This is a genomic window from Pandoraea eparura (assembly GCF_902459725.1).
Lineage (GTDB): Bacteria > Pseudomonadota > Gammaproteobacteria > Burkholderiales > Burkholderiaceae > Pandoraea > Pandoraea eparura.
Genome location: NZ_CABPSH010000005.1, coordinates 100,923 through 120,370, shown reverse-complemented (window position 1 = coordinate 120,370; position 19,448 = coordinate 100,923). Strand labels below are relative to the sequence as shown.

Below are 19,448 nucleotides of genomic sequence, written 5' to 3'. Positions count from 1 at the left end.
GGCAAGGCGCACCCGCGGCCCACGACGTCGTCCGGATTGGCACGTCACGCGGATCACGGGCCCCACCCGATCCGGATTCGCGCGCTTGCGAGATTCGGGCGCAGACGGGCACCGGCTTGGCGTAGAATAGAGCCTTTCCAAATTCCGCCTCGCGTTGTCCGCTATGCCGTTGGCCACTACAGAAGAAATCATTGCCGAGCTGAAGGCCGGCCGCATGGTTGTCCTCGTCGATGAGGAAGACCGTGAAAACGAAGGCGATCTGGTCATGGCGGCCGAGTTCGCGACGCCTGAAGCCATCAACTTCATGGCGAAGTACGGCCGCGGCCTGATTTGTCTCACGCTCACGCAGGCGCGCTGCAAGCAGCTCAACCTGCCGCTGATGACCTACCGCAACGGCACCCAGTACGGCACCGCGTTCACGCTGTCGATCGAAGCCGCCGAGGGCGTGACCACGGGCATCTCAGCCGCAGATCGTGCCCACACGGTGCAGACGGCCATTGGCCGCGACGCCCGTCCGGAAGACATCGTGCAGCCGGGTCACGTGTTCCCGATCATGGCGCAGCCCGGCGGCGTGCTGGTGCGCGCCGGCCACACGGAAGCCGGTTGCGACCTGACGGCGATGGCCGGTCTCACGCCCGCCGCCGTCATCTGCGAGATCATGAACGACGATGGCACGATGGCACGCCTGCCGCAGTTGCTGGAGTTCGCCGAGCAGCACAACATCAAGATCGGCACGATCGTCGATCTGATCCATTACCGCAGCCGCACCGAATCGATGATCGAGACGGTCGCCACGCGCGAAATGCAAACGGCCTGGGGCCCCTTCCAGGCCACACTCTACCGCGACAAGCCGAGCGGCAATCCGCACCTGGCGTTGGTGCGTGGCGTGCCGAGCCCAGCCGACGAAACGCTCGTGCGCGTGCACGAACCGCTCTCGGTGCTCGACCTGCTCGAGACCGGCGTGTCGACCCACTCGTGGACGCTCGCCGGCGCGATGCAAGCCATTGCCGAGGCGGGCAAGGGGGTGGTTGTGCTGCTCAACTGCGTCGAGACGCCCGAGCACCTGTTCAATCAGTTCGAAGCGCTCGACGAAACCGAGCAAGCGGCGCGCGCAAAGCGCCGCCCGGTGGACTTCCGCACGCACGGCGTTGGCGCGCAAATCCTGCGCGAGCTGGGCGTCGGTAAAATGCGGGTGCTCTCGAGCCCCCGCAAGATTCCCAACATGGCAGGTTATGGCCTGGAGGTCACCGGCTTCCAACCGATGCCCGGCGCACCGACCGCCTGAGTATGCTTGTATCGATGGCCCGCCCGCCGACGGCAGCGGGGCATCATTCTGCCGAGTCATGCCCGTCTCGGGCATGCCGGCACAACCTTGGCCGCACCGCCTGGACGGTACTTTTTTAGAGGAAGCCCATCATGGACATCGGACAATACCAGCCCGAACTCGACGGTGAAGGCCTGCGCATCGGCATCGTGCAAGCACGATTCAACGACGCCGTTTGCACGGCATTGCGTGCCGCCACCGTGGCCGAACTCGACCGCCTCGGCGTCGATGGCGACGATGTGTTGCTCGTCACGGTGCCCGGCGCGTTGGAAATTCCGCTGGCGTTGCAGAAGATGGCCGAATGCGGCCAGTTCGACGCGCTGATCGCGCTCGGCGCGGTCATCCGCGGCGAGACCTATCACTTTGAGCTGGTCTCGAACGAGAGTGGCGCCGGCATTACGCGCATCGGTCTCGATTTCGGTATCCCCATCGCCAATGCGGTGCTCACGACCGAGAACGACGAACAGGCCGAAGCGCGCGCCGCCGAAAAAGGTCGCGATGCGGCCCGCGTGGCGGTGGAAATGGCCAATCTGCTCGAAGCCATCGACATGCTCGGTGGCGACGACGGATCGGACGAAGACGAAGACGAAGACGAAGACGAAGAAGAGGAAGATCGGTAATGAAGAGTGCTCGCCGCCGCGCGCGCGAATTTGCGTTGCAAGGGTTGTATCAATGGCTGCTTTCGCGCGACCACGCGGGTGAGATCGATGCGCACCTGCGCACCACCCCAGGCTACGACAAGGCCGACCGTGCTCACCTGGATGCCCTGCTGCACGGCAGCATCCGTGAGGCGGACGCCTTGTCGCAGCAACTCCAGCCCTATCTGGACCGCCCGGCCGCCGAGCTGTCGCCGGTCGAGCATGCCGTGCTGGTCATCGGTGCCTACGAACTGATTCACCACCTGGACATTCCGTACCGCGTGGTCATCAACGAGGCCGTCGAACTCGCCAAGACCTTTGGCGGCGTGGAAGGCTTCCGCTACGTGAACGGCGTTCTCGACAAGTTTTCCGCGGAAGTGCGGCCAGACGAAGTCGCCGCGAATCGCAATGGCAGCCGCGGCAAAAGTGCGTAACGTGAGCGAAGTGCCCGGCATCGCAGGCCGTCCGGCCTGACGCTACCGCCGGCGCCGCAAGCGCATGGAACGGGGCGACCGGCCCCGTGGCACCCGCCCCGGCTCCTCTCTCTCTGCTTCCTGACTCCTTCCCGTCTCCCCCCGACATCATGGATCGCACGCCCGACCTCGCCCCCGCCGCACTGACGCTGGCGCAACGCGTCGACGACATCGCCCCGTTTCACGTGATGGAGCTGGCCAAGCAGGCCGCGCTGCGCGAGAAGGCCGGGCATCACGTGATCCACATGGGCATCGGCGAGCCGGATTTCACCGCGCCCGAGGCGGTGATCGAGGCGGCCGTGAAGGCTATGCGCGATGGACGAACCCAATATACGGGCGCGATGGGCATCCCCGCCCTGCGCGACGCCATCGCCGGCTACTACCGCAGCTTTTACGGCGTGGAAGTCGAACCATCGCGCATCGTCGTGACGGCCGGCGCGTCGGCAGCTCTCGTGTTGGCCTGTGCCGCGCTGGTCGGCGTGGGCGACGAAGTGCTCATGCCGGATCCGTGCTATCCGTGCAATCGTCATTTCGTCTCCACATTCGACGGCAAACCCGTGCTGATCCCCTCGGGCCCCGCGGAGCGCTTTCAGCTTACGGCCGAGCGCATCGCATCCCACTGGGGACCGGCGACGAAAGGCGTGCTGCTCGCCTCGCCGTCGAATCCGACAGGCACGTCCATCGAGACCGACGAACTGGCGCGCATCGTCAAGACCGTGCGGGCACGGGGCGGCTTCACACTCGTCGACGAGATCTACCAAGGCCTGTCCTACGACCGCCAACCCACCACGGCGTTGTCGTTCGGCGAAGATGTGCTGGTCGTGAGCAGCTTCTCCAAGTACTTCAACATGACAGGCTGGCGTCTCGGTTGGCTGGTCGTGCCGCCGTCGCTGGTGGCGACGTTCGAGAAGCTCGCGCAGAATCTGTTCATCTGCCCGTCCGCCGTGGCGCAACATGCGGCGACGGCCTGCTTCCAACCGGACACGCTCGCGATCTTCGAGGCACGCAAGAACGCGTTCCGCGAGCGACGCGACTATATCGTGCCCGCGCTTGAGCGCCTTGGCTTCCGGGTGCCGGTGATGCCTGACGGCGCGTTTTACGTCTATGCGGATTGCACCGGCGTCTCGCATCCGGACGCAGCCGACAGCGACCGCCTCACGCAGTCCCTCCTGCAGCAAGCCGACGTCGTGCTCGTACCGGGGCTCGACTTCGGTTTTGCCGAGCCGCGTCGCTACATCCGGTTGTCGTATGCCACCTCGCTCGCGCAGTTGCACGAGGCGATGGACCGGATCGGAAAGGTGTTCGCCACCGGCTGAGACACCCGAGCCACCGCCGCGCCCGGTATGCCGAGCGCGGGAAAAAGAAAAAACCCATCGAATCGCTTCGATGGGTTTTTTTTGGGCAGCGCGGTGCCTCTATATATAGAGGGCCATCGCGCGCCGATGATTCGACGCGGGCGATGCGCCGGCCGGGGCACACCACGCCGCCGATGGCCGATCAGGCGGCAGTGCTGTCGTCCGCTTCGAGCGACTTGGCGGCTGCCTTGCCCACCGATGCCGCCGGCGTAGCCACTGCATCCGCGGCTTCACCCGACTTGCCGGCCGAGACCGGCTTTGCCACCGGCTTGACCGCGCTGACGATGACCGGCGCTTGCGGCGCGTTCGGCGAGACCTTGTGCCCCATGGCGACGCTGCGCAGACGATCACGCTCGGCCAGCACCTTGGCGCCGTAACCGCCGTCACCCGCGCTCGTCGAGCCGACATAGCGGCGCAGCCCCCCGGCGAGCGAGCCGCCGCGGGCAATGCATTCCTTCAGGATCAACGCGCCAACCTTGATGTTGGCGATGGGATGCAGTGCCGCCTCGGGACCGCCGAAATACTCCAGCTTGTCGCGATGCACCTTGGACATCACTTGCATGAGGCCCTGCGCACCCACGGTACTTTCGGCGTACGGGTTGAAGCCCGATTCGATGGCCATCACAGCCAGCAGCAGCAGCGGATCGAGGCCGACTTCCTTGCCCGTCGAGTACGCGGCGCGCACGAGGTTGCCCGTGACGTCACCGGCCACGCGATAGCGACGTGCCAGATAGTCGGCGACGGCGATTTGCTCGCGCGAGTCCAGCGTCTTGGTAGCGCGCGCATCGGCGGCCACACGTTGGTTCGGGATATAGGCCGCGAGCACCGCTGCCGACGGCACGTGCTGCGCGGCTTGCGCCATCATCGACGCGTCCGACGGCGATTGCTGCGCGAGCGCACCACCGTTGGCGCCTGGGGCGGCCGCATTGGCCGAGCCCGTCGCTGCTTCGAGCAGCGGGCCGACTTGCGACGCCAGATCGGCGCGCCACGTCGGTCGAGCCCACAGCGCCAGCGTGCCAACCACGGCAACCAGGCCAACCGCGCTGGAGGTATAGAGTCCAACACGACCGCCGTGCCATGCGAGGCGACGCCAATCGCGTCGAGCCATGGCTACCGTAGCCGCACCTCGCGCGCCAAGCGCACGGACAGCGGCCAGTAGCCAGGGTGATAAACCAGACTTCTTCATCCTACGTACTCCGGTTACGCCGTCACCACGGGGTGGCCCCGGGGCGTAGGGAAATGAGCCGACATGCCCGCCAGGCATCCCGTGTAACGCTCATTTACGGCATAGGGAACAAGGCGGTGCATCGTGTCTGTCGTCAACGATGTCATTACCGCCGCAGCACGCCGACCTGTTCAGGTCTCTGGCGCTGACGAGCTATCGCTCGCGCTGCTTCCTAAAACACTGATTTCCCGACCTCGGTGAGAAAACCAGCGACTGAAAATCCACGTCAATGTTGTAGTTATCGCTAAGCTTGAGCGGGTCGGCCTACCCGTCTTCAAAGCCGCCTTTTTGGATTCAACGGGCGGATTGTAGCAGTCATATATAAACAGTCAATACTATTATTTGAAAAAATCATTACTAAAAGTAATTTGTAACGGTGGTTTTGCCGTGACGTCTAGATGCCTTGCCCGGTAGAATGCCCTGCCTCACCCCCGCGTTTACTGGGGTATCACTCCGACTCCCTGGAATTCAAACGATCGTTTGCACCGATCGTATGAATTTCGTAAAAATTTTTGGTAACGGTTTGTTTCATGAAATATCTCGATCTTCGTGACTTCACCGCGCAACTGGAGCGATCCGGCCAGCTTCGTCGCGTAGACGTGCCGGTCTCGCCGGTACTGGAGATGACGGCACTCGCCGACCGTGTCCTCAAAGCGGCCGGCCCGGCGCTATGGTTTTCGCGGCCGACCGGTTACGACATGCCCGTGCTGGCCAACTTGTTTGGCACCCCTGAACGTGTGGCGCTTGGCATGGGGGTCGACAAGGGCGAAAACGCCCTCGGGTCGCTGCGCGATATCGGCCGTCTTCTCTCGACACTCAAGGAACCGGAACCGCCGCGCGGGCTCAAGGATGCGGGCAAGCTGCTCGGCATGGCGAAGGCCGTCTGGGACATGGCGCCCAAGGAAGTCGGCAGCCCGGTGTGTCAGGAGATTGTCTGGGAAGGCGACGATGTCGACCTCGCGCGCCTGCCCATCCAGACCTGCTGGCCCGGCGACGCCGCCCCGCTCATTACGTGGGGCCTGGTCATCACCAAAGGGCCGCATCGCAAACGTCAGAATCTCGGCATCTACCGCCAGCAGGTCATCGGACGCAACCAGGTCATCATGCGCTGGCTCGCCCACCGAGGCGGCGCGCTCGACTTCCGTGAGTTCGCGCAGGCGAATCCCGGCAAGCCGTTTCCGATAGCGGTCGCGCTGGGTGCCGATCCGGCCACCATGCTGGGTGCCGTTACCCCGGTGCCCGATACGCTGTCCGAGTATCAGTTTGCGGGCCTGCTGCGCGGCAGTCGCACCGAGCTGGCCAAGTGTTTGACGCCGGGACTGGAGTCGCTGCGCGTGCCCGCCCGGGCCGAGATCGTGCTCGAGGGGTTCATTTACCCGTCCGATACGCCGCCGAGCGTGCCCGATGGCGCCCCGCCGCCGCCGGCGCGCGGCGCGACAGCGGGTTACGCCCATGCGCTCGAAGGCCCGTACGGCGATCATACCGGCTACTACAATGAGCAGGAGTGGTTTCCCGTGTTCACGATCGAGCGCATTACCCTGCGCCGCAACGCCGTCTACCACTCCACCTACACGGGCAAACCGCCCGATGAACCTGCAGTGCTGGGGGTCGCGCTCAACGAAGTCTTCGTGCCGCTGTTGCAGAAGCAATTCCCCGAGATCACGGATTTCTATCTGCCACCGGAAGGCTGCAGCTACCGGATGGCCATTGTGAAGATGAAGAAGGCCTATCCGGGCCATGCCAAGCGCGTGATGTTCGGCGTGTGGAGTTTCCTGCGGCAGTTCATGTATACGAAGTTCATCGTCGTGGTGGACGAGGACGTCGATATCCTGGACTGGAAGGAAGTCATCTGGGCCATCACCACGCGTGTCGATCCGACCCGTGACACCACGCTCGTCGACCAGACCCCCATCGATTATCTCGATTTCGCTTCGCCCACGGCGGGACTGGGCTCGAAGATGGGGATCGACGCCACGAATAAGTGGCCCGGCGAAACGTCGCGCGAATGGGGACGCCCCATCGAAATGACCGCCGACGTCGACGCGCGCATGGCCGCGCTGTATCAGGACCTCGGCCTGTAGCCAGATCGTTCGGCCGAGGCGGCCGACGGGTCGGCCGATTCTCTGCTCACTTTTCATCTGACCCTTTAATAATTTGTAATACGCGCTTTCCCTAGGTCAAGAACCGCGCCCTGCCTGGCTTGCGCGCGTTCCTACCTGACGTCGCCGACCCGAATGTCGCCGCGAAAGTTCCACAAAGTCCCACACGACGGGACTGGCTCGGGTAGAATCGCGATTTTTTTGCGATCGGCGACTCCGACCCCATTTCGGGTAATGCACGTCCCCGCGTGCGTTGTCATGTCGGATGCCCGTCGAAACTCGCGAAGCCGATCAACAGAAGTTGCGTCCGCCAGCGCCGCCCCCCGCCGTCATGCGCCTGATGACGACGACCGGCCTGCGGGCAGTTTGTCCGCCCTCGCGCAGCGTACCGCTCCCGCCCTCATCGGGATCGGCGCCTGCTCCCCCCGGGCGTGGAGAAGACATCGAATGGATAACAATCAACCCCTCATGCGCAACATCGGGCCGTTCGCCCTGATGTTGACCGGTCTTGGCTCGATCATCGGCTCCGGCTGGCTGTTCGGCGCCTGGAAGGCCGCCAAGATCGCCGGTCCCGCCGCCCTTTTCGCCTGGCTCATCGGCGCCGTTGTCATTCTGGCCATCGCGCTCACTTACGCCGAACTCGGCGCGATGTTCCCCGAGTCGGGCGGCATGGTGCGTTACTCACGTTATTCGCACGGCAGCCTCGTCGGCTTCATCGCCGCGTGGGCCAACTGGATCGCCATCGTGTCGGTCATTCCGATCGAGGCCGAAGCGTCGATCCAGTACATGAGCACGTGGCCGTATGACTGGGCGCACGCGCTGTTCGTCGACGGCACGCTCAGCACGAGCGGTCTGATGCTCTCCGCGTTGTTGGTGATCGGCTACTTCATGCTCAACTATTGGGGTGTCAAGCTGTTCGCGCGCGCCAACACGGCCATCACGCTGTTCAAGTTCGCCATCCCCGCGCTGACCATCGCGGGCCTGATGATTGCAGGCTTCCACCCCGGCAACTTCAACGTGGCGGAGCACGGCGGTTTCGCACCGAATGGCATGTCGGCCGTCTTCACTGCGGTCGCCACGTCAGGCATCGTGTTCGCCTTCAATGGCTTCCAGAGCCCGGTGAATCTCGCGGGTGAAGCCCGCGACCCGGGCCGCAGCATCCCGTTCGCGGTAGTCGGCTCGATTCTGCTCGCGACCGTTATCTACCTGCTGCTGCAAGTGGCCTATATCGGCGCGCTCTCGCCCGAACAACTGGCTGGCGGCTGGCATGGGGTGAGCTTCAGCTCGCCGTTCGCGGAACTGGCGATCGCGCTCGGCCTGAACTGGCTGGCGATCGTGCTGTACTTCGACGCGTTCCTGAGCCCGAGCGGTACCGGCACCACCTACATGGCGACCACGAGCCGCATGATCTACGCGATGGAGCGCAACCGCACGTTGCCCGCGATGCTCGGTCGCGTGCATCCGCTGTATGGCGTGCCGCGCCCGGCGATGTGGTTCAACCTGGCGATCTCGTTCGTCTTCATGTTCTTCTTCCGTGGCTGGGATTCGCTGGCCGCCGTGATTTCGGTCGCGACCGTGATCTCGTACCTGACCGGTCCAATCAGCGTCATGGCGTTGCGTCGCTCCGCCCCCGAGCTGCACCGTCCGCTGCGCCTGCGCGGCCTCTCGCTGATCGCACCGTTTGCCTTCGTATGTGCATCGCTGATTCTGTACTGGGCGCGCTGGCCGCTCACCGGCCAGATCATCGTGCTGGTGGTCGTGGCGTTGCCCGTCTATTTCTACTATCAGGCGAAGGACCGTTGGCAAGGGTTCGGCCGTGACCTCAAGGCATCCTGGTGGCTGATCGGTTACCTGCCGGCCATGGCGCTGTGCTCGTATATCGGCAGCAAGGAATTCGGCGGCCTAGGCCTGCTGCCGTATGGCTGGGATATGCTGATCGTGGCCGCCATGTCGCTCGCGTTCTACCACTGGGGCGTGAAGGCCGGCTGGCGTACGCCGTACCTGGCTGGTGAGCGTGAAGAAGACGTCGCGAGCATGGAAGGCATGCCGGCGCTCTCGCACTAAGCGCGCCGCGCTACGGCATCGCCAACGGAGAAGCCCGCCTGCAAATCATTGCGGCGGGCTTTTTTGCGTCATGCCAATCGACTCGGGCACGCTCACCGATGCGCGCGCCGACGCTCGACGAACAGGCTGTTGCCCAACGCGCGCTTGGCCATCTTCTTGGCATCGGCCGCTGCGGCCGAGACTTCCACGTGCGACGGAAAGCTCTCCGGCGTCACCGCCACCACGCCGATCGACAGGCTCGTGATCGGATGGAAGATGACCATGCCACGACGATCCTCCGCCTCGAACCCGCCCGCCGCGATCTGATCCGGATGGAAGTATTCCGTCACCGCCTCGCCGAAACGGGCGAGTGCTTCGCGACAGCGCGCCTCCCAATCGGGGCTGCGGAACACCACCAGAAAGTCGTCGCCACCGATGTGGCCCAGGAAGTCACGCTCGGGATTGCGCACTGCCATCAGCACACGCGCGACCAGTTGGATCAGGTCGTCGCCGCGCCGATAGCCAAACACGTCGTTGAACGGCTTGAAGTTATCGAGATCGACATAACACGCGTGGAATGACTGCCGCTCGCCGATCATGCGATCCATATAGTCGTCGATGGGCACGTTGCCCGGCAGCAGCGTGAGCGGGTTGGCGTACCGCGCCGCGTCGAGCTGCATGTCGGTGATGTAACGCATGAGGGCATGCCCCTGCGCCACCCCCAGATAGCGCCCCTGGTCGGTGACGATCAAACCGCCCGCGATTTGCCGGCTGGCGCCTTCGGCAATCATGCGGCTCAGATCCTCCATGCGCGCGCGCTTGTCGAACGTGAGCGGGCGTGGCTCCATCACGGCCGAGCATGGCTTGCGTCCATAGAGTTCGCGCGTGAAGGGCCGGGCGAAACGGCCGATCAGCGATGCCCGGCCGATCAAGCCTACCGCGCGCTCATGTTCGACCACCGGCAGCACGTCGAGCGACGCATCGCTCTCGAAACGCGCCACGACATCCTCGCTGCGGGTCTCCGGCGAGACAGGCAACACGTACGAGGCAATGCCCTCCAGCGTTACGTTGCCCGCGCCCAGCTGACTCGGTTGCTGGTGCACATAGGCGCGACGCTCATTGACGACCGCCTGCACCTGCGCGGTGATCGCCCGTTGCGGCCTCGCTTCCGGGCGCGCGATGAGATATCCCTGCCCTAGAAAAATGCCGAGATCGCGGACCACTTGCAGTTCCTCGGCCTGCTCGATGCCTTCGGCGATGACGCGGGTGCCGCTCGTCTCCGCAATCTGGTGCATCGAACGCACGAACTGAAGTTTGACGGTATCGGTGTCGATGCCGTCGACGAAATGGCGGTCGATCTTGACGTAATCGGGCCGCAGCTCTGACCACAATCGCAGGCTGGCGTAGCCTTCGCCCATGTCGTCGAGCGCGACTTCGAAACCCAGCGCGCGATACGCCGCGAGTGAGGCGCGCGTGCTCGCCAGATCCAGCGTGGGGGCGTGCTCCGTGAGTTCGAGCACCACCCGCTCAGGTGCGAGCGGCAACGACTGGAGCATCGCAAACGTTTCGTCGAGACCCAGCGAGTCGCCCACACCGCCGCCGGGGTGGGCACGGGTGATCGGGCCGATGTTGAGAAACAGGCGTTCCGGCAGATCCTGCTTGACGAAGCCGCGCAGCACCGTGCGGCGGCAAGCCAGTTCGAGCGGTGCAAGCAGGCCATGACGGCGGGCGGCGGCGAACAGCGCCAGCGGTGAATGGATCGACGTGCCAACCGGCCCGCGCACCAGCCCCTCGTAACCGGCGATACCCGACGTACGAAAGTCGAGGATCGGCTGAAACACGCAGGTCAGACCGATGCCTTCGCACAACTCGGCAAGCAACGCCGCTTCGTCGGGTTCTGCATAAGGGGCGCGGATTGGGACTGGCGACAGTAGTGCGTCGTCCGATGCCGCCGGCACGGCAAACCGCTCCGGCGGACGTATCGCGACAGGCGGAAGAAGGGTCAACGGCAACTCCGTAAGTCGGGGCGGTGCGCGGCCAACATGCAAACCGCATGACGTTGTGCGGGCATATGCCGGGCCTGCCCATGCACATGTGCAGGCCTATGCATGCACACCCATGGCAAGCGACGCGCCGATGACGTGTTTCACCCGCTCCCCGTGCTTCACGTGCGGCAGTTGCTCTGTGGCCTGTGTCCGCGTCTGGTGACGGTGCCCGCAGGCACCCTCTTGTACTTGGCACTCAGGCTAGCGCCGAGATTTGACAGAACCGTGACAGTGTCGGAATTGCCACACACGGCAGGACAGCGAAAACCTCCCCCCTCTCACGCCGCGGGAATCCGTCGCGCGCGCCGGGCATTCGTCCGACACGGCACGAGAAGCAGGGGCCAAGTGTAGGGAGCCAATGCGGGGACGAAAAAAAACGGCAACGCCGCAAAGCGTTGCCGTGCTTTCCCGAGGGTGCCGTCGACCGGCACGCCCTGCCGGGCTGACCGGTCGGCGGTTCAGACTTAACCCGACGGTAGTGGACGGGTTACTGTGTCGTCACGACCGAATTACCACGCGGTAACGACCGAGCCGCCGAACTTCTTCTCGATGAAGGCCTTCACTTCCGGCGAATGGTAAGCCTTGATCAGCTTGGCCACCCAGGGCTTGTTCTTGTCGGCCGTGCGAATGACCAGCACGTTGGCGTACGGGCCGCTGGCGTCTTCGATGGCGATCGAATCACGCTTCGGGTTCAGACCGGCTTCCATCGCGAAGTTGGTGTTGATGACAGCCACGGCGACATCGTCGAGCGAGCGCGGCAGTTGCGCGGCGTCCAGCTCCACGAACTTCAGCTTCTTCGGGTTGTCGGTCACGTCGAGCGGCGTCGCCTTCAGACCCGCGTCGGCACGCAGCTTGATCAGCCCCTGCTTTTGCAGCAACAGCAGCGCGCGTCCGCCATTGGTCGGGTCGTTCGGCAGCGACACCTTGTCGCCCGACTTCAGATCGGCCAGCGACTTGATCTTCTTCGAATAGATGCCCATCGGGAAAATCACGGTCTTGGCAATCGACTCGAGCTTGTAGCCACGGTCCTTCACCTGGGCGTCGAGGTACGGCTGGTGCTGGTAGCTGTTCGCGTCCAGGTCGCCCGACGACAGCGCGGCGTTCGGCTGCACGTAGTCGCTGAACTCGATGACCTTGATGTTCAGGCCGTCTTTGGCCGCAACCTTCTTCACTTCGTCGAAGATCTGCGCGTGCGGGCCACCCGTGACACCGATCTTCAGATTGACGACATCGGCGGCAGCCGCAGGCGCGGCGAATTGCGTGGCGAAGACGGTAGCGGCACCGACACCGGCCAACAGCTTGAAAAGCGTACGACGTTGCATGAAAAACCTCGCGTGTGAGTGAAGTGCCGGTTCGCCGGCGACGTTGTTGTGTGAGACGTTATTTATGGCTCAGGCGACGCACCAGCCAGTCGCCGAATGTCTGTACCAATTGCACGAAGACGATCAGGATCAGCACGACGGTAATCATCACTTCGGGCAGGAAGCGCTGATAGCCGTAGCGGATGCCGAGGTCGCCCAGCCCTCCCCCGCCGATGGCACCGGCCATCGCCGAATAGCCGACCAGACTGACGAACGTGATCGTCAGACCGGCCACGATGCCGGGCAGCGCCTCGGGCAGCAATACCTTGGTGACGATCTGACCGGTCGTCGCGCCCATCGACTGCGCCGCCTCGATCAGGCCGCGGTCGACCTCGCGCAGCGCCGTCTCCACCAGGCGCGCCACGAACGGCGCGGCCGCGATGGTGAGCGGCACGACTGCCGCCATCGTGCCGATGGACGAGCCGACGATCAGGCGGGTGAACGGGATCACCGCGACGAGCAGGATGATGAACGGCGTCGAGCGCACCGCGTTGACGAGGATGCCGACGATACGATTGGTCGGAAGGTTCTGCAACACGCCGTTGCGGTCGGTCAGATAGAGCAGCACGCCGAGCGGCACGCCGACCACAGCACCGATCACGCCGGAAATCCCGACCATGATGAGCGTCTCCCAGAACGAGGAGACGAAGAGATCGAACATTTCACTCCACATGGCTCAGCTCCTCAACGACAACGCCTTGACTGGCGAGGAACGCCATGGCTTCGGCCACTCGGGCCGGGGTGCCGCCCGCCAGCACGGCGAGCGATCCGAACGCCTGCCCCTGGATCTCGTCGATCTGGCCGTGCAGGATGTTGAAATCGAGTTCGTAGCGGCGAATTGCCTCGGAGAGCAGCGGCTGATCCACCCCGGCGCCGGAAAACGCCAGACGATACAGGTGATCGTGACCGTTGCCGATACGCGACGCGACACGCTCACGCACGCCCACCGGCAACTCCTGCGAGATGACGTCGCCGATGAGCGCACGCGTGACTTCGTGGCGCGGGCGCAGGAACACGTCGATGACGCGGCCCTGTTCGACCACGCGGCCGGCATCGAGCACCGCGACACGGTCGCACACCTGCTTGATGACTTCCATCTGGTGCGTGATGAGCACGATGGTCAGGCCCAACTCGCGGTTGATCCGCTTGAGCAACTCAAGAATCGAGCGCGTCGTCTCTGGATCGAGGGCCGACGTCGCCTCGTCCGAGAGCAGCACCTGCGGCTCGCTCGCCAGCGCCCGGGCAATGCCCACGCGCTGCTTCTGTCCACCGGAAATCTGCGACGGATAACGATCCTTTTGGGACGTCAGGCCGACCAGTTCGAGCAACGGCAGGATCTTCGCCCGAATCTCCGCCGCCGACAGGCCCGCCAGCTCCAGCGGCAGCGCCACGTTATCGTAGACGGTGCGCGAATTAAGCAGGTTGAAGTGCTGAAAGATCATGCCGATGCGGCGGCGCGCCTGGCGCAGCGCGTCGGCCGACAGCGACGTCAAGTCCTGGCCGTCGACGCGCACGGCGCCGTCGCTCGGACGATTGAGCAGGTTGATGACACGCACGAGCGTGCTCTTGCCAGCGCCGCTTCGGCCAATGATGCCGAAGACTTCGCCGCGCTCGATCGACAGGCTGATGTTGGAAAGCGCGTCGATCGGCCCCTTGGGCCCAGCAAAGCGCTGGGTAATGTTCTGGAGTTCGATCATGCAAAAAAATAGCAGCCCCACTGCCGAAACTGCCCGCAGTGCCGCCGCCTGGACCCGATATTCAGTGCAAAGACAATATTCTAGCCCATGCATCTAAATATTTGAAAATAATAAAACTCGACCTCCTTATATCGGATTTCAACTGAACCGGGTGACGCTCAGGCTTGCCTGCCGGAGGCAAAGTCGTCGAGCACTTCGATCACGCGATCAAATTCGAGCGACTTATCGAAGAAGTACTGCACACCCAGTTGCTGACAACGCTTGCGGTAGGTGGCCAACGCGTAGTTCGTCAGCACGATGGCCATGAGCTGCGGCAGCAGCCCCGCGTCGTGCAGGTACGCGAGCACATCCATGCCCGAGCCGCGTCGCAACTGAATATCGACGATCACCGCGTCGAACGACGCTTCCTGGAGCGTGCGAACGGCGTCGTCGGCCGTCTCCGCCACGCCCGCCACCTGGAGCATCCCCGTCGACCCGAGCGCTTCGGACAGGCTTTCGCGGATGACCGCCGAGTCCTCGATCAAGAGCACCTTGAGGGGCAAGCGGGACCCCGTAAGCGTTGCCGCGTTCCCGGTTGACATGACAACCTCGCTATCAACTGATCAAGCCGTTCTTGAGCGCGTAGAGCGTCAGGTCGGCATTGGTTTTCAAATGCATCTTTTCCAGCACGCGCGCGCGATACGTACTGACGGTCTTCACCGACAGATGCAACTCGTCGGCAATCTCGGTGGGGGTGCGTCCCTGCGCGAGCTTGCAGAACACCTGAAACTCGCGCTCCGAGAGTTGTTCGTGGATCGGCTCGTCGCCGGGCTGGTCCAGCTTCTGCGCGAGCAGATCGGCCGTGCCTTCGCTGACATAGCGATGGCCACGCGCTACCGTGCGGATGGCCCGGATGATTTCTTCCGGCGCGGCATCCTTCATCAGGTAGCCGTTCGCACCCGCGCGCAGCAGGTTGACCGCGTATTGTGCTTCCGGGTACGTCGACAGGAACAGCACGCCCTGCGACGGGCGCAACTGCTTGATCACGCGCAACGTGTCGATGCCGTTCTTGTCGGGCATGGCGATATCGAGCAGCACCACATCGAATGCCGTATCGCGCACGGCACGAATCACTTCGTCGCCGCTCGCCGCTTCGCCCAGCACTTCCATATCCGATTCATCGGCGATGAATTGCTTGAAGCCGGTGCGGACAATCGCGTGGTCGTCGGCAATCAGAATTTTTATTGTTGTCGGTGACATCAAAGCTCCAGTGATGCTCGGTCGCCCAAATAATGAATCATCTCGCGCTAACGCTCAATTGCGATGCGCAGCCAGTGCGGCCGGGCTGCCCGACGCGCGTGCCGAGGTCGCCCGGCCGGGCGAGACACCTCGGCGGCCGGGAAGCGCGCGTCTATCGTCGGAACACCCCGAAGAGCAGCGTGACCAAAAAGATCACAAGGAAGATGAAGAACAGAATTTTCGCGATCTCTGCCGCACCGGCAGCAATGCCGGTAAAACCGAACACTGCGGCGATCAACGCGATCACGAAAAAAACGACAGCATAATGAAGCATCGCAACCTCCTAGGATGGGAGCGGTCCGTGCGCGGCATGACAACGCGTCACGGCTTCACGACCGCGCACGGACATGCTCCGTGCAGCAGCGCACCGTCTAGTCGACCATCTTCTTGGCGACAGTCAGTCCAAGCAGCAGGAAGATCACAAACAGCACCAGGAACAGCACGAACAGAATCTTCGCGATGCCGGCCGCTCCCGCGGCAATCCCGGTAAAGCCCAACAGGCCTGCCACGATCGAGATCAGTGCGAACATCAAAGCCCATTTCAACATGGCGCTCTCCTCGGTCAGTCCATCGTTTCCCGGAGACTTCCGTCACATCCGGTGGCGCGTCGCCCCTTGACACAGCGCGACGCAAACCCTCGGACGCTGAGTAAATGGTAGAAAAACGGCACGGGCGGGACTGCCCGGACGCCGCTGGTTTTTGCGTAGGAATTCGCTGACAATTCGCAAAATGACGCGCATTTCGACTTATGATCGAAGCGCGTCTGATCATCGGTATTCCCCGCGCGCGCCCCCCCGTCAACACCACGCCACAGGCCCTCATGTCCCGATTGCTCACGTCCTGGTTGCGTCGCCGAAGCTGGATCATCGCGATGATCGCGGCGATCGTCATCACCGTCGGCAGCCTGATCGGGCTGGAGTCGGCACACCGCCGGCTCGCCTCCACCTACGAGGCCGCCCTGCAGGCGATGACCGCGGCCAACGAACTCAACGAGATCATGGCGCGCACCTCGACCGTGGTATCGAGCCAGCGCGGCTATCTGCTCACGAACGATCCGATCTATCTCGATCCCTACCTGTCGGCCGTGCGACGCATTCGCGATCTCGCCGCCCTGGTGGTCCAGCATTACGAAGTGACCGGCGACGCGCAGGCCTCGAAGGACTTTGCCAACGTGATGACGCTGTTCTCGCAGCGCATCACTGCCATGGAAACGGCACGCGCGGCGGTCAAGCAAGGAGAGATGAACCTCGAAGAGGCGCTCTCGCCGGCCAATCTCGGCATGGGGACGATGGAGCCGGTGCAGGACGGCATCACCGATCTTTACAACCGCGAGTTGGCCCGCGCGCGCACCGCGCAGGACGACGGACGCTTCGATCAGGCGATTTCAGCGATAAGCGCCGGCGCCCTCTCGGTGCTCACCATCCTGCTGTTCGTGCTGCTGTTTCGCACGCTCGGCCGGCAGATGCGGCAGGAGCAACTCGCGCGCGACCAGTTGCACGAACAGCAGGCGCATCTGGATCGAGTGGTGCGCGAGCGCACCGAGCAGCTCGACGAGTTGGCCACGCACTTGCAGAACGTCAGCGAAGACGAGAAGACCCGCCTGTCGCGCGAACTTCACGACGAACTCGGTGCGATTCTCACCGCCTGCAAGATGGACGTAACCTGGGCGCATCACAAGCTGCGCAACGTCGATCCTGTGATTGCCGAAAAACTCGCGCGCGCGCAACGCAATCTCGACTCCGGCATTCAAACGAAGCGCCGTATCATCGAAAATCTGCGCCCGACAGTGCTGATCAACTTCGGTCTCGTGACGGCATTGCGCTCGCTCGCCGAGGAAACCGCCGACCAACAGCACTGGCAACTCGACCTCGACTTGCCGGAAGACGACTTCGCACTGCCCGAGTCGACGGCGATCGTGCTGTTCCGCGTTGCGCAGGAAGCGCTCACGAATGCCGGCAAGTACGCTCGCGCCACGGCGGTGCGCGTGGCGCTGGCGTGCGACGATCAGCGTGTGCGTCTCGAAGTCATCGACAACGGCATCGGACTCACGCCGGATCAGTTCAACAAGCCCAAGACGCACGGCCTGTTCGGCATGCGTCAGCGGGTCTCGGCCAAGGGCGGACGTATCGACATTCACTCGCTGCCGCTGCGCCTCGGCACCGAGATTCAGGTGGTGCTGCCGCTGTGCAATCCTGCGGACGCGCCCAACATCGCGACGGAAGTCACCGAAAGCACTGCCACGCAAACGCCTTGCGCCAGGCGTACTGACGATGATGACGACGCCGGCACCTCGCCGCACACACCCTAGGCTGCATCACCGTGCGTCGGAATGCACCGACAGCGCAACCCGACTCCGCCTACGCATCAGCGCTGACTCGGCTGACAGCGCGAACGCTTCGCACTCCCTACCATGGAATCACGTGTCGCCCGGAAGGCGCGGCGACCCGGCACGACGCTGTGCGTGCCGATGCCAGGCATTACCCGAACCCATCCCAATCCAACCCAAAATGAAGGAGTGGCTATGAACTCGGATCTGATCAAGGGCAAGTGGAACCAACTCAAGGGCGAAGCGAAGAAGCAGTGGGGCGACCTGACGGATGACGATCTGCTCAAGATCGAAGGCAACCGCGACAAGTTCGTGGGGGCGATCCAGGAGCGCTACGGCAAGGCGAAGGCCGAAGCCGAGCGCGAAGTCGACAACTGGAACGACCACCACAAGCTCTGGTAAGCCGTGGCGGCCGTGCCCGCCGGAAGGCGGGCACCCCCGGGCACCCCGATACGCCCCTTTGCCTTCGCGGGTTTGCCACGCGACGCACAATATCCTCTGTCAAAGGAGACATTCCCATGAAACGACTGATCGCTATCGCGCTGCTCTGCGGCTTCGCACTGGGTCTGGCCGGTTGCAACACCATCCACGGCGCGGGCAAGGACGTTGAACGCGGGGGCGAAGCCATTCAGGGCGCCGCCGATCGCGCCAAGTAACGCGGGGACGTCCCCCAAATGCGGCGCGCGGTCGCTGTGAGTGCCCCCAAAATGCAAGCCGCCCGGGACGAACCGATTTGGCGGGGAGGAGACGGCGTCGTGCATCCGTGTGCGACGCCGAGGGCAGGCGGATGTGGCGAATGCGGCATCCGCCTGCTGTTTTTGCGCCACAGGCGGCGGACGCGCATGTAAATGAATGTAACAAGCGCCGCCCGATCCGGCGCGCGCCGATGCGAACCCGTGCCGCATGACGCGCACCGAAACGAGCGCAAATCGTTGATTCTGAATAGAATGACGACTTGATTTACACGTTTGGCGGCCGCTTTTCCACGCCCGAACGTTCCCTGTACCGTGTCAATGCGCATACTTTGCAACAATTGCGCCACGCCCGCGTTTCGGAACTTCAGTAAAGTTAAGGCCAAGGAATCTGACAAACCACGGTGCCCACGGGCATCTGGCGCGCCGGTCGGCATGGTGCCGTCCGGGCGTCGTCAACCGTACGCTGCCAAGTCCGCAGGAGAAACGTCATGAAAACCAAGTTTGCCGCCCTTGCCATCGCGGGCATCGCGCTCGCGGCGGGCGCTGTCGGGACAGCGCAGGCGCACGTCTCGGTCGGTATCGGCATTGGCTTGCCGCTGGTCGTCCCCGCCCCGGTCTATGCGCCGGCGCCCGTCTACGTCGCGCCCCCGCCGCCGGTCTACTACGCCCCGCCGCCCGTTTATGTTGCCCCGGCACCGGTTTATTACGGTCGGCCGCCGGTCTACTATGGGCGTCCGTACTACGGGTACGGACACGGCCACTGGCACCGCGATCGCTGGCATCGCCATTGAGCGACGCCCGGCCATTCACCGGTCGCCTGGCCGGGAAATGCACCGGCCCCCGGTAGATGAACGCGCCACCGACTGTGAGGTCGGTGGCGCGTTCATTT

19 protein-coding genes are annotated in these 19,448 nt (G+C 63.7%); 10 read left to right on the top strand and 9 right to left on the bottom strand.

From position 1 onward, the window contains the following. Window positions 1–163 precede the first annotated feature (163 nt). From ribBA to PEP31012_RS13175, 4 genes are all read left to right on the top strand, one after another. Window positions 164–1,285, top strand: a complete 1,122-nt coding sequence (ribBA, locus tag PEP31012_RS13190) for a bifunctional 3,4-dihydroxy-2-butanone-4-phosphate synthase/GTP cyclohydrolase II (RefSeq protein WP_150589789.1) — start codon at window positions 164–166, stop codon at window positions 1,283–1,285. A gap of 131 nt (window positions 1,286–1,416) precedes the next feature. Beyond that, window positions 1,417–1,944, top strand: a complete 528-nt coding sequence (ribH, locus tag PEP31012_RS13185) for a 6,7-dimethyl-8-ribityllumazine synthase (protein WP_150589788.1) — start codon at window positions 1,417–1,419, stop codon at window positions 1,942–1,944. Then, complete coding sequence (nusB, locus tag PEP31012_RS13180; RefSeq protein ID WP_150589787.1) at window positions 1,944–2,396, top strand: transcription antitermination factor NusB; 453 nt, start codon at window positions 1,944–1,946, stop codon at window positions 2,394–2,396. The genes ribH and nusB overlap by 1 nt, the downstream gene beginning before the upstream one ends. 149 nt (window positions 2,397–2,545) lie before the next feature. Further along, complete coding sequence (locus tag PEP31012_RS13175; protein WP_150589786.1) at window positions 2,546–3,751, top strand: pyridoxal phosphate-dependent aminotransferase; 1,206 nt, start codon at window positions 2,546–2,548, stop codon at window positions 3,749–3,751. A gap of 181 nt (window positions 3,752–3,932) precedes the next feature. On the opposite strand, the gene PEP31012_RS13170 is transcribed toward PEP31012_RS13175, so the two are convergent. Further along, window positions 3,933–4,898, bottom strand: a complete 966-nt coding sequence (locus PEP31012_RS13170; RefSeq protein WP_150589785.1) for a lytic transglycosylase domain-containing protein — start codon at window positions 4,896–4,898, stop codon at window positions 3,933–3,935. A gap of 647 nt (window positions 4,899–5,545) precedes the next feature. Here PEP31012_RS13170 and PEP31012_RS13165 point away from each other — a divergent pair. Next, window positions 5,546–7,096 (top strand): UbiD family decarboxylase, encoded by a 1,551-nt coding sequence (locus PEP31012_RS13165; protein ID WP_150589784.1) that lies wholly within the window; start codon window positions 5,546–5,548, stop codon window positions 7,094–7,096. Window positions 7,097–7,561: 465 nt separating this feature from the next. Further along, window positions 7,562–9,178: an APC family permease gene (locus PEP31012_RS13160; RefSeq protein WP_174978232.1), complete on the top strand. Its 1,617-nt coding sequence runs from the start codon at window positions 7,562–7,564 to the stop codon at window positions 9,176–9,178. A gap of 92 nt (window positions 9,179–9,270) precedes the next feature. Here the strand turns inward: PEP31012_RS13160 and PEP31012_RS13155 are convergent, their stop codons facing one another. The 8 genes from PEP31012_RS13155 to PEP31012_RS13120 all read right to left on the bottom strand — a co-directional run bounded on the left by PEP31012_RS13155 (window position 9,271) and on the right by PEP31012_RS13120 (window position 16,086). Beyond that, window positions 9,271–11,163 carry an EAL domain-containing protein gene (locus PEP31012_RS13155; RefSeq protein WP_150589783.1) on the bottom strand — a complete coding sequence of 631 codons (1,893 nt, stop codon included), beginning with the start codon at window positions 11,161–11,163 and terminating at the stop codon, window positions 9,271–9,273. A gap of 548 nt (window positions 11,164–11,711) precedes the next feature. Further along, a complete protein-coding gene (locus PEP31012_RS13150; protein WP_150589782.1) occupies window positions 11,712–12,524 on the bottom strand; it encodes a MetQ/NlpA family ABC transporter substrate-binding protein in 813 nt (270 codons plus the stop codon). A 58-nt stretch (window positions 12,525–12,582) separates the two neighbouring features. Continuing rightward, entirely contained in the window at window positions 12,583–13,236 is a 654-nt protein-coding gene (locus PEP31012_RS13145) for a methionine ABC transporter permease (protein ID WP_150589781.1), read from the bottom strand. Further along, complete coding sequence (locus PEP31012_RS13140; protein WP_150589780.1) at window positions 13,226–14,260, bottom strand: methionine ABC transporter ATP-binding protein; 1,035 nt, start codon at window positions 14,258–14,260, stop codon at window positions 13,226–13,228. Before PEP31012_RS13140 ends, PEP31012_RS13145 begins: the two co-directional genes overlap by 11 nt. Before the next feature lie 158 nt (window positions 14,261–14,418). Beyond that, window positions 14,419–14,841 carry a response regulator gene (locus tag PEP31012_RS13135; RefSeq protein ID WP_150589779.1) on the bottom strand — a complete coding sequence of 141 codons (423 nt, stop codon included), beginning with the start codon at window positions 14,839–14,841 and terminating at the stop codon, window positions 14,419–14,421. A gap of 13 nt (window positions 14,842–14,854) precedes the next feature. Then, complete coding sequence (locus PEP31012_RS13130) at window positions 14,855–15,499, bottom strand: response regulator (protein WP_150589778.1); 645 nt, start codon at window positions 15,497–15,499, stop codon at window positions 14,855–14,857. Between the two features lie 151 nt (window positions 15,500–15,650). Then, window positions 15,651–15,812, bottom strand: coding sequence for a DUF1328 domain-containing protein (locus PEP31012_RS13125; protein ID WP_039414459.1), 162 nt, complete (start codon window positions 15,810–15,812; stop codon window positions 15,651–15,653). A gap of 97 nt (window positions 15,813–15,909) precedes the next feature. Next, window positions 15,910–16,086 (bottom strand): DUF1328 family protein, encoded by a 177-nt coding sequence (locus PEP31012_RS13120; RefSeq protein ID WP_150589777.1) that lies wholly within the window; start codon window positions 16,084–16,086, stop codon window positions 15,910–15,912. Between the two features lie 200 nt (window positions 16,087–16,286). On the opposite strand from PEP31012_RS13120, the gene PEP31012_RS13115 reads away from it, so the two are divergent. From PEP31012_RS13115 to PEP31012_RS13100, 4 genes are all read left to right on the top strand, one after another. Further along, window positions 16,287–17,846: a sensor histidine kinase gene (locus PEP31012_RS13115; RefSeq protein WP_150589776.1), complete on the top strand. Its 1,560-nt coding sequence runs from the start codon at window positions 16,287–16,289 to the stop codon at window positions 17,844–17,846. Between the two features lie 213 nt (window positions 17,847–18,059). Continuing rightward, window positions 18,060–18,266: a CsbD family protein gene (locus PEP31012_RS13110; protein WP_150589775.1), complete on the top strand. Its 207-nt coding sequence runs from the start codon at window positions 18,060–18,062 to the stop codon at window positions 18,264–18,266. A 116-nt stretch (window positions 18,267–18,382) separates the two neighbouring features. Continuing rightward, the gene (locus PEP31012_RS13105) at window positions 18,383–18,520 is read left to right on the top strand and encodes an entericidin A/B family lipoprotein (protein ID WP_150589774.1); all 138 of its coding nucleotides are present in this window, start codon (window positions 18,383–18,385) and stop codon (window positions 18,518–18,520) included. A gap of 527 nt (window positions 18,521–19,047) precedes the next feature. Continuing rightward, a complete protein-coding gene (locus PEP31012_RS13100; RefSeq protein ID WP_246171278.1) occupies window positions 19,048–19,350 on the top strand; it encodes a hypothetical protein in 303 nt (100 codons plus the stop codon). The last annotated feature ends 98 nt before the right edge of the window (window positions 19,351–19,448 follow it).

Coding starts and splice junctions, on each gene's coding strand:
- ribBA (WP_150589789.1), top strand. CDS start 164: ATGCCGTTGGCCACTACAGAAGAAATCATTGCCGAGCTGAAGGCCGGC.
- ribH (WP_150589788.1), top strand. CDS start 1,417: ATGGACATCGGACAATACCAGCCCGAACTCGACGGTGAAGGCCTGCGC.
- nusB (WP_150589787.1), top strand. CDS start 1,944: ATGAAGAGTGCTCGCCGCCGCGCGCGCGAATTTGCGTTGCAAGGGTTG.
- PEP31012_RS13175 (WP_150589786.1), top strand. CDS start 2,546: ATGGATCGCACGCCCGACCTCGCCCCCGCCGCACTGACGCTGGCGCAA.
- PEP31012_RS13170 (WP_150589785.1), bottom strand. CDS start 4,898: ATGGCTCGACGCGATTGGCGTCGCCTCGCATGGCACGGCGGTCGTGTT.
- PEP31012_RS13165 (WP_150589784.1), top strand. CDS start 5,546: ATGAAATATCTCGATCTTCGTGACTTCACCGCGCAACTGGAGCGATCC.
- PEP31012_RS13160 (WP_174978232.1), top strand. CDS start 7,562: ATGGATAACAATCAACCCCTCATGCGCAACATCGGGCCGTTCGCCCTG.
- PEP31012_RS13150 (WP_150589782.1), bottom strand. CDS start 12,524: ATGCAACGTCGTACGCTTTTCAAGCTGTTGGCCGGTGTCGGTGCCGCT.
- PEP31012_RS13145 (WP_150589781.1), bottom strand. CDS start 13,236: ATGTGGAGTGAAATGTTCGATCTCTTCGTCTCCTCGTTCTGGGAGACG.
- PEP31012_RS13140 (WP_150589780.1), bottom strand. CDS start 14,260: ATGATCGAACTCCAGAACATTACCCAGCGCTTTGCTGGGCCCAAGGGG.
- PEP31012_RS13135 (WP_150589779.1), bottom strand. CDS start 14,841: ATGTCAACCGGGAACGCGGCAACGCTTACGGGGTCCCGCTTGCCCCTC.
- PEP31012_RS13130 (WP_150589778.1), bottom strand. CDS start 15,499: ATGTCACCGACAACAATAAAAATTCTGATTGCCGACGACCACGCGATT.
- PEP31012_RS13125 (WP_039414459.1), bottom strand. CDS start 15,812: ATGCTTCATTATGCTGTCGTTTTTTTCGTGATCGCGTTGATCGCCGCA.
- PEP31012_RS13120 (WP_150589777.1), bottom strand. CDS start 16,086: ATGTTGAAATGGGCTTTGATGTTCGCACTGATCTCGATCGTGGCAGGC.
- PEP31012_RS13115 (WP_150589776.1), top strand. CDS start 16,287: ATGATCGAAGCGCGTCTGATCATCGGTATTCCCCGCGCGCGCCCCCCC.
- PEP31012_RS13110 (WP_150589775.1), top strand. CDS start 18,060: ATGAACTCGGATCTGATCAAGGGCAAGTGGAACCAACTCAAGGGCGAA.
- PEP31012_RS13105 (WP_150589774.1), top strand. CDS start 18,383: ATGAAACGACTGATCGCTATCGCGCTGCTCTGCGGCTTCGCACTGGGT.
- PEP31012_RS13100 (WP_246171278.1), top strand. CDS start 19,048: ATGAAAACCAAGTTTGCCGCCCTTGCCATCGCGGGCATCGCGCTCGCG.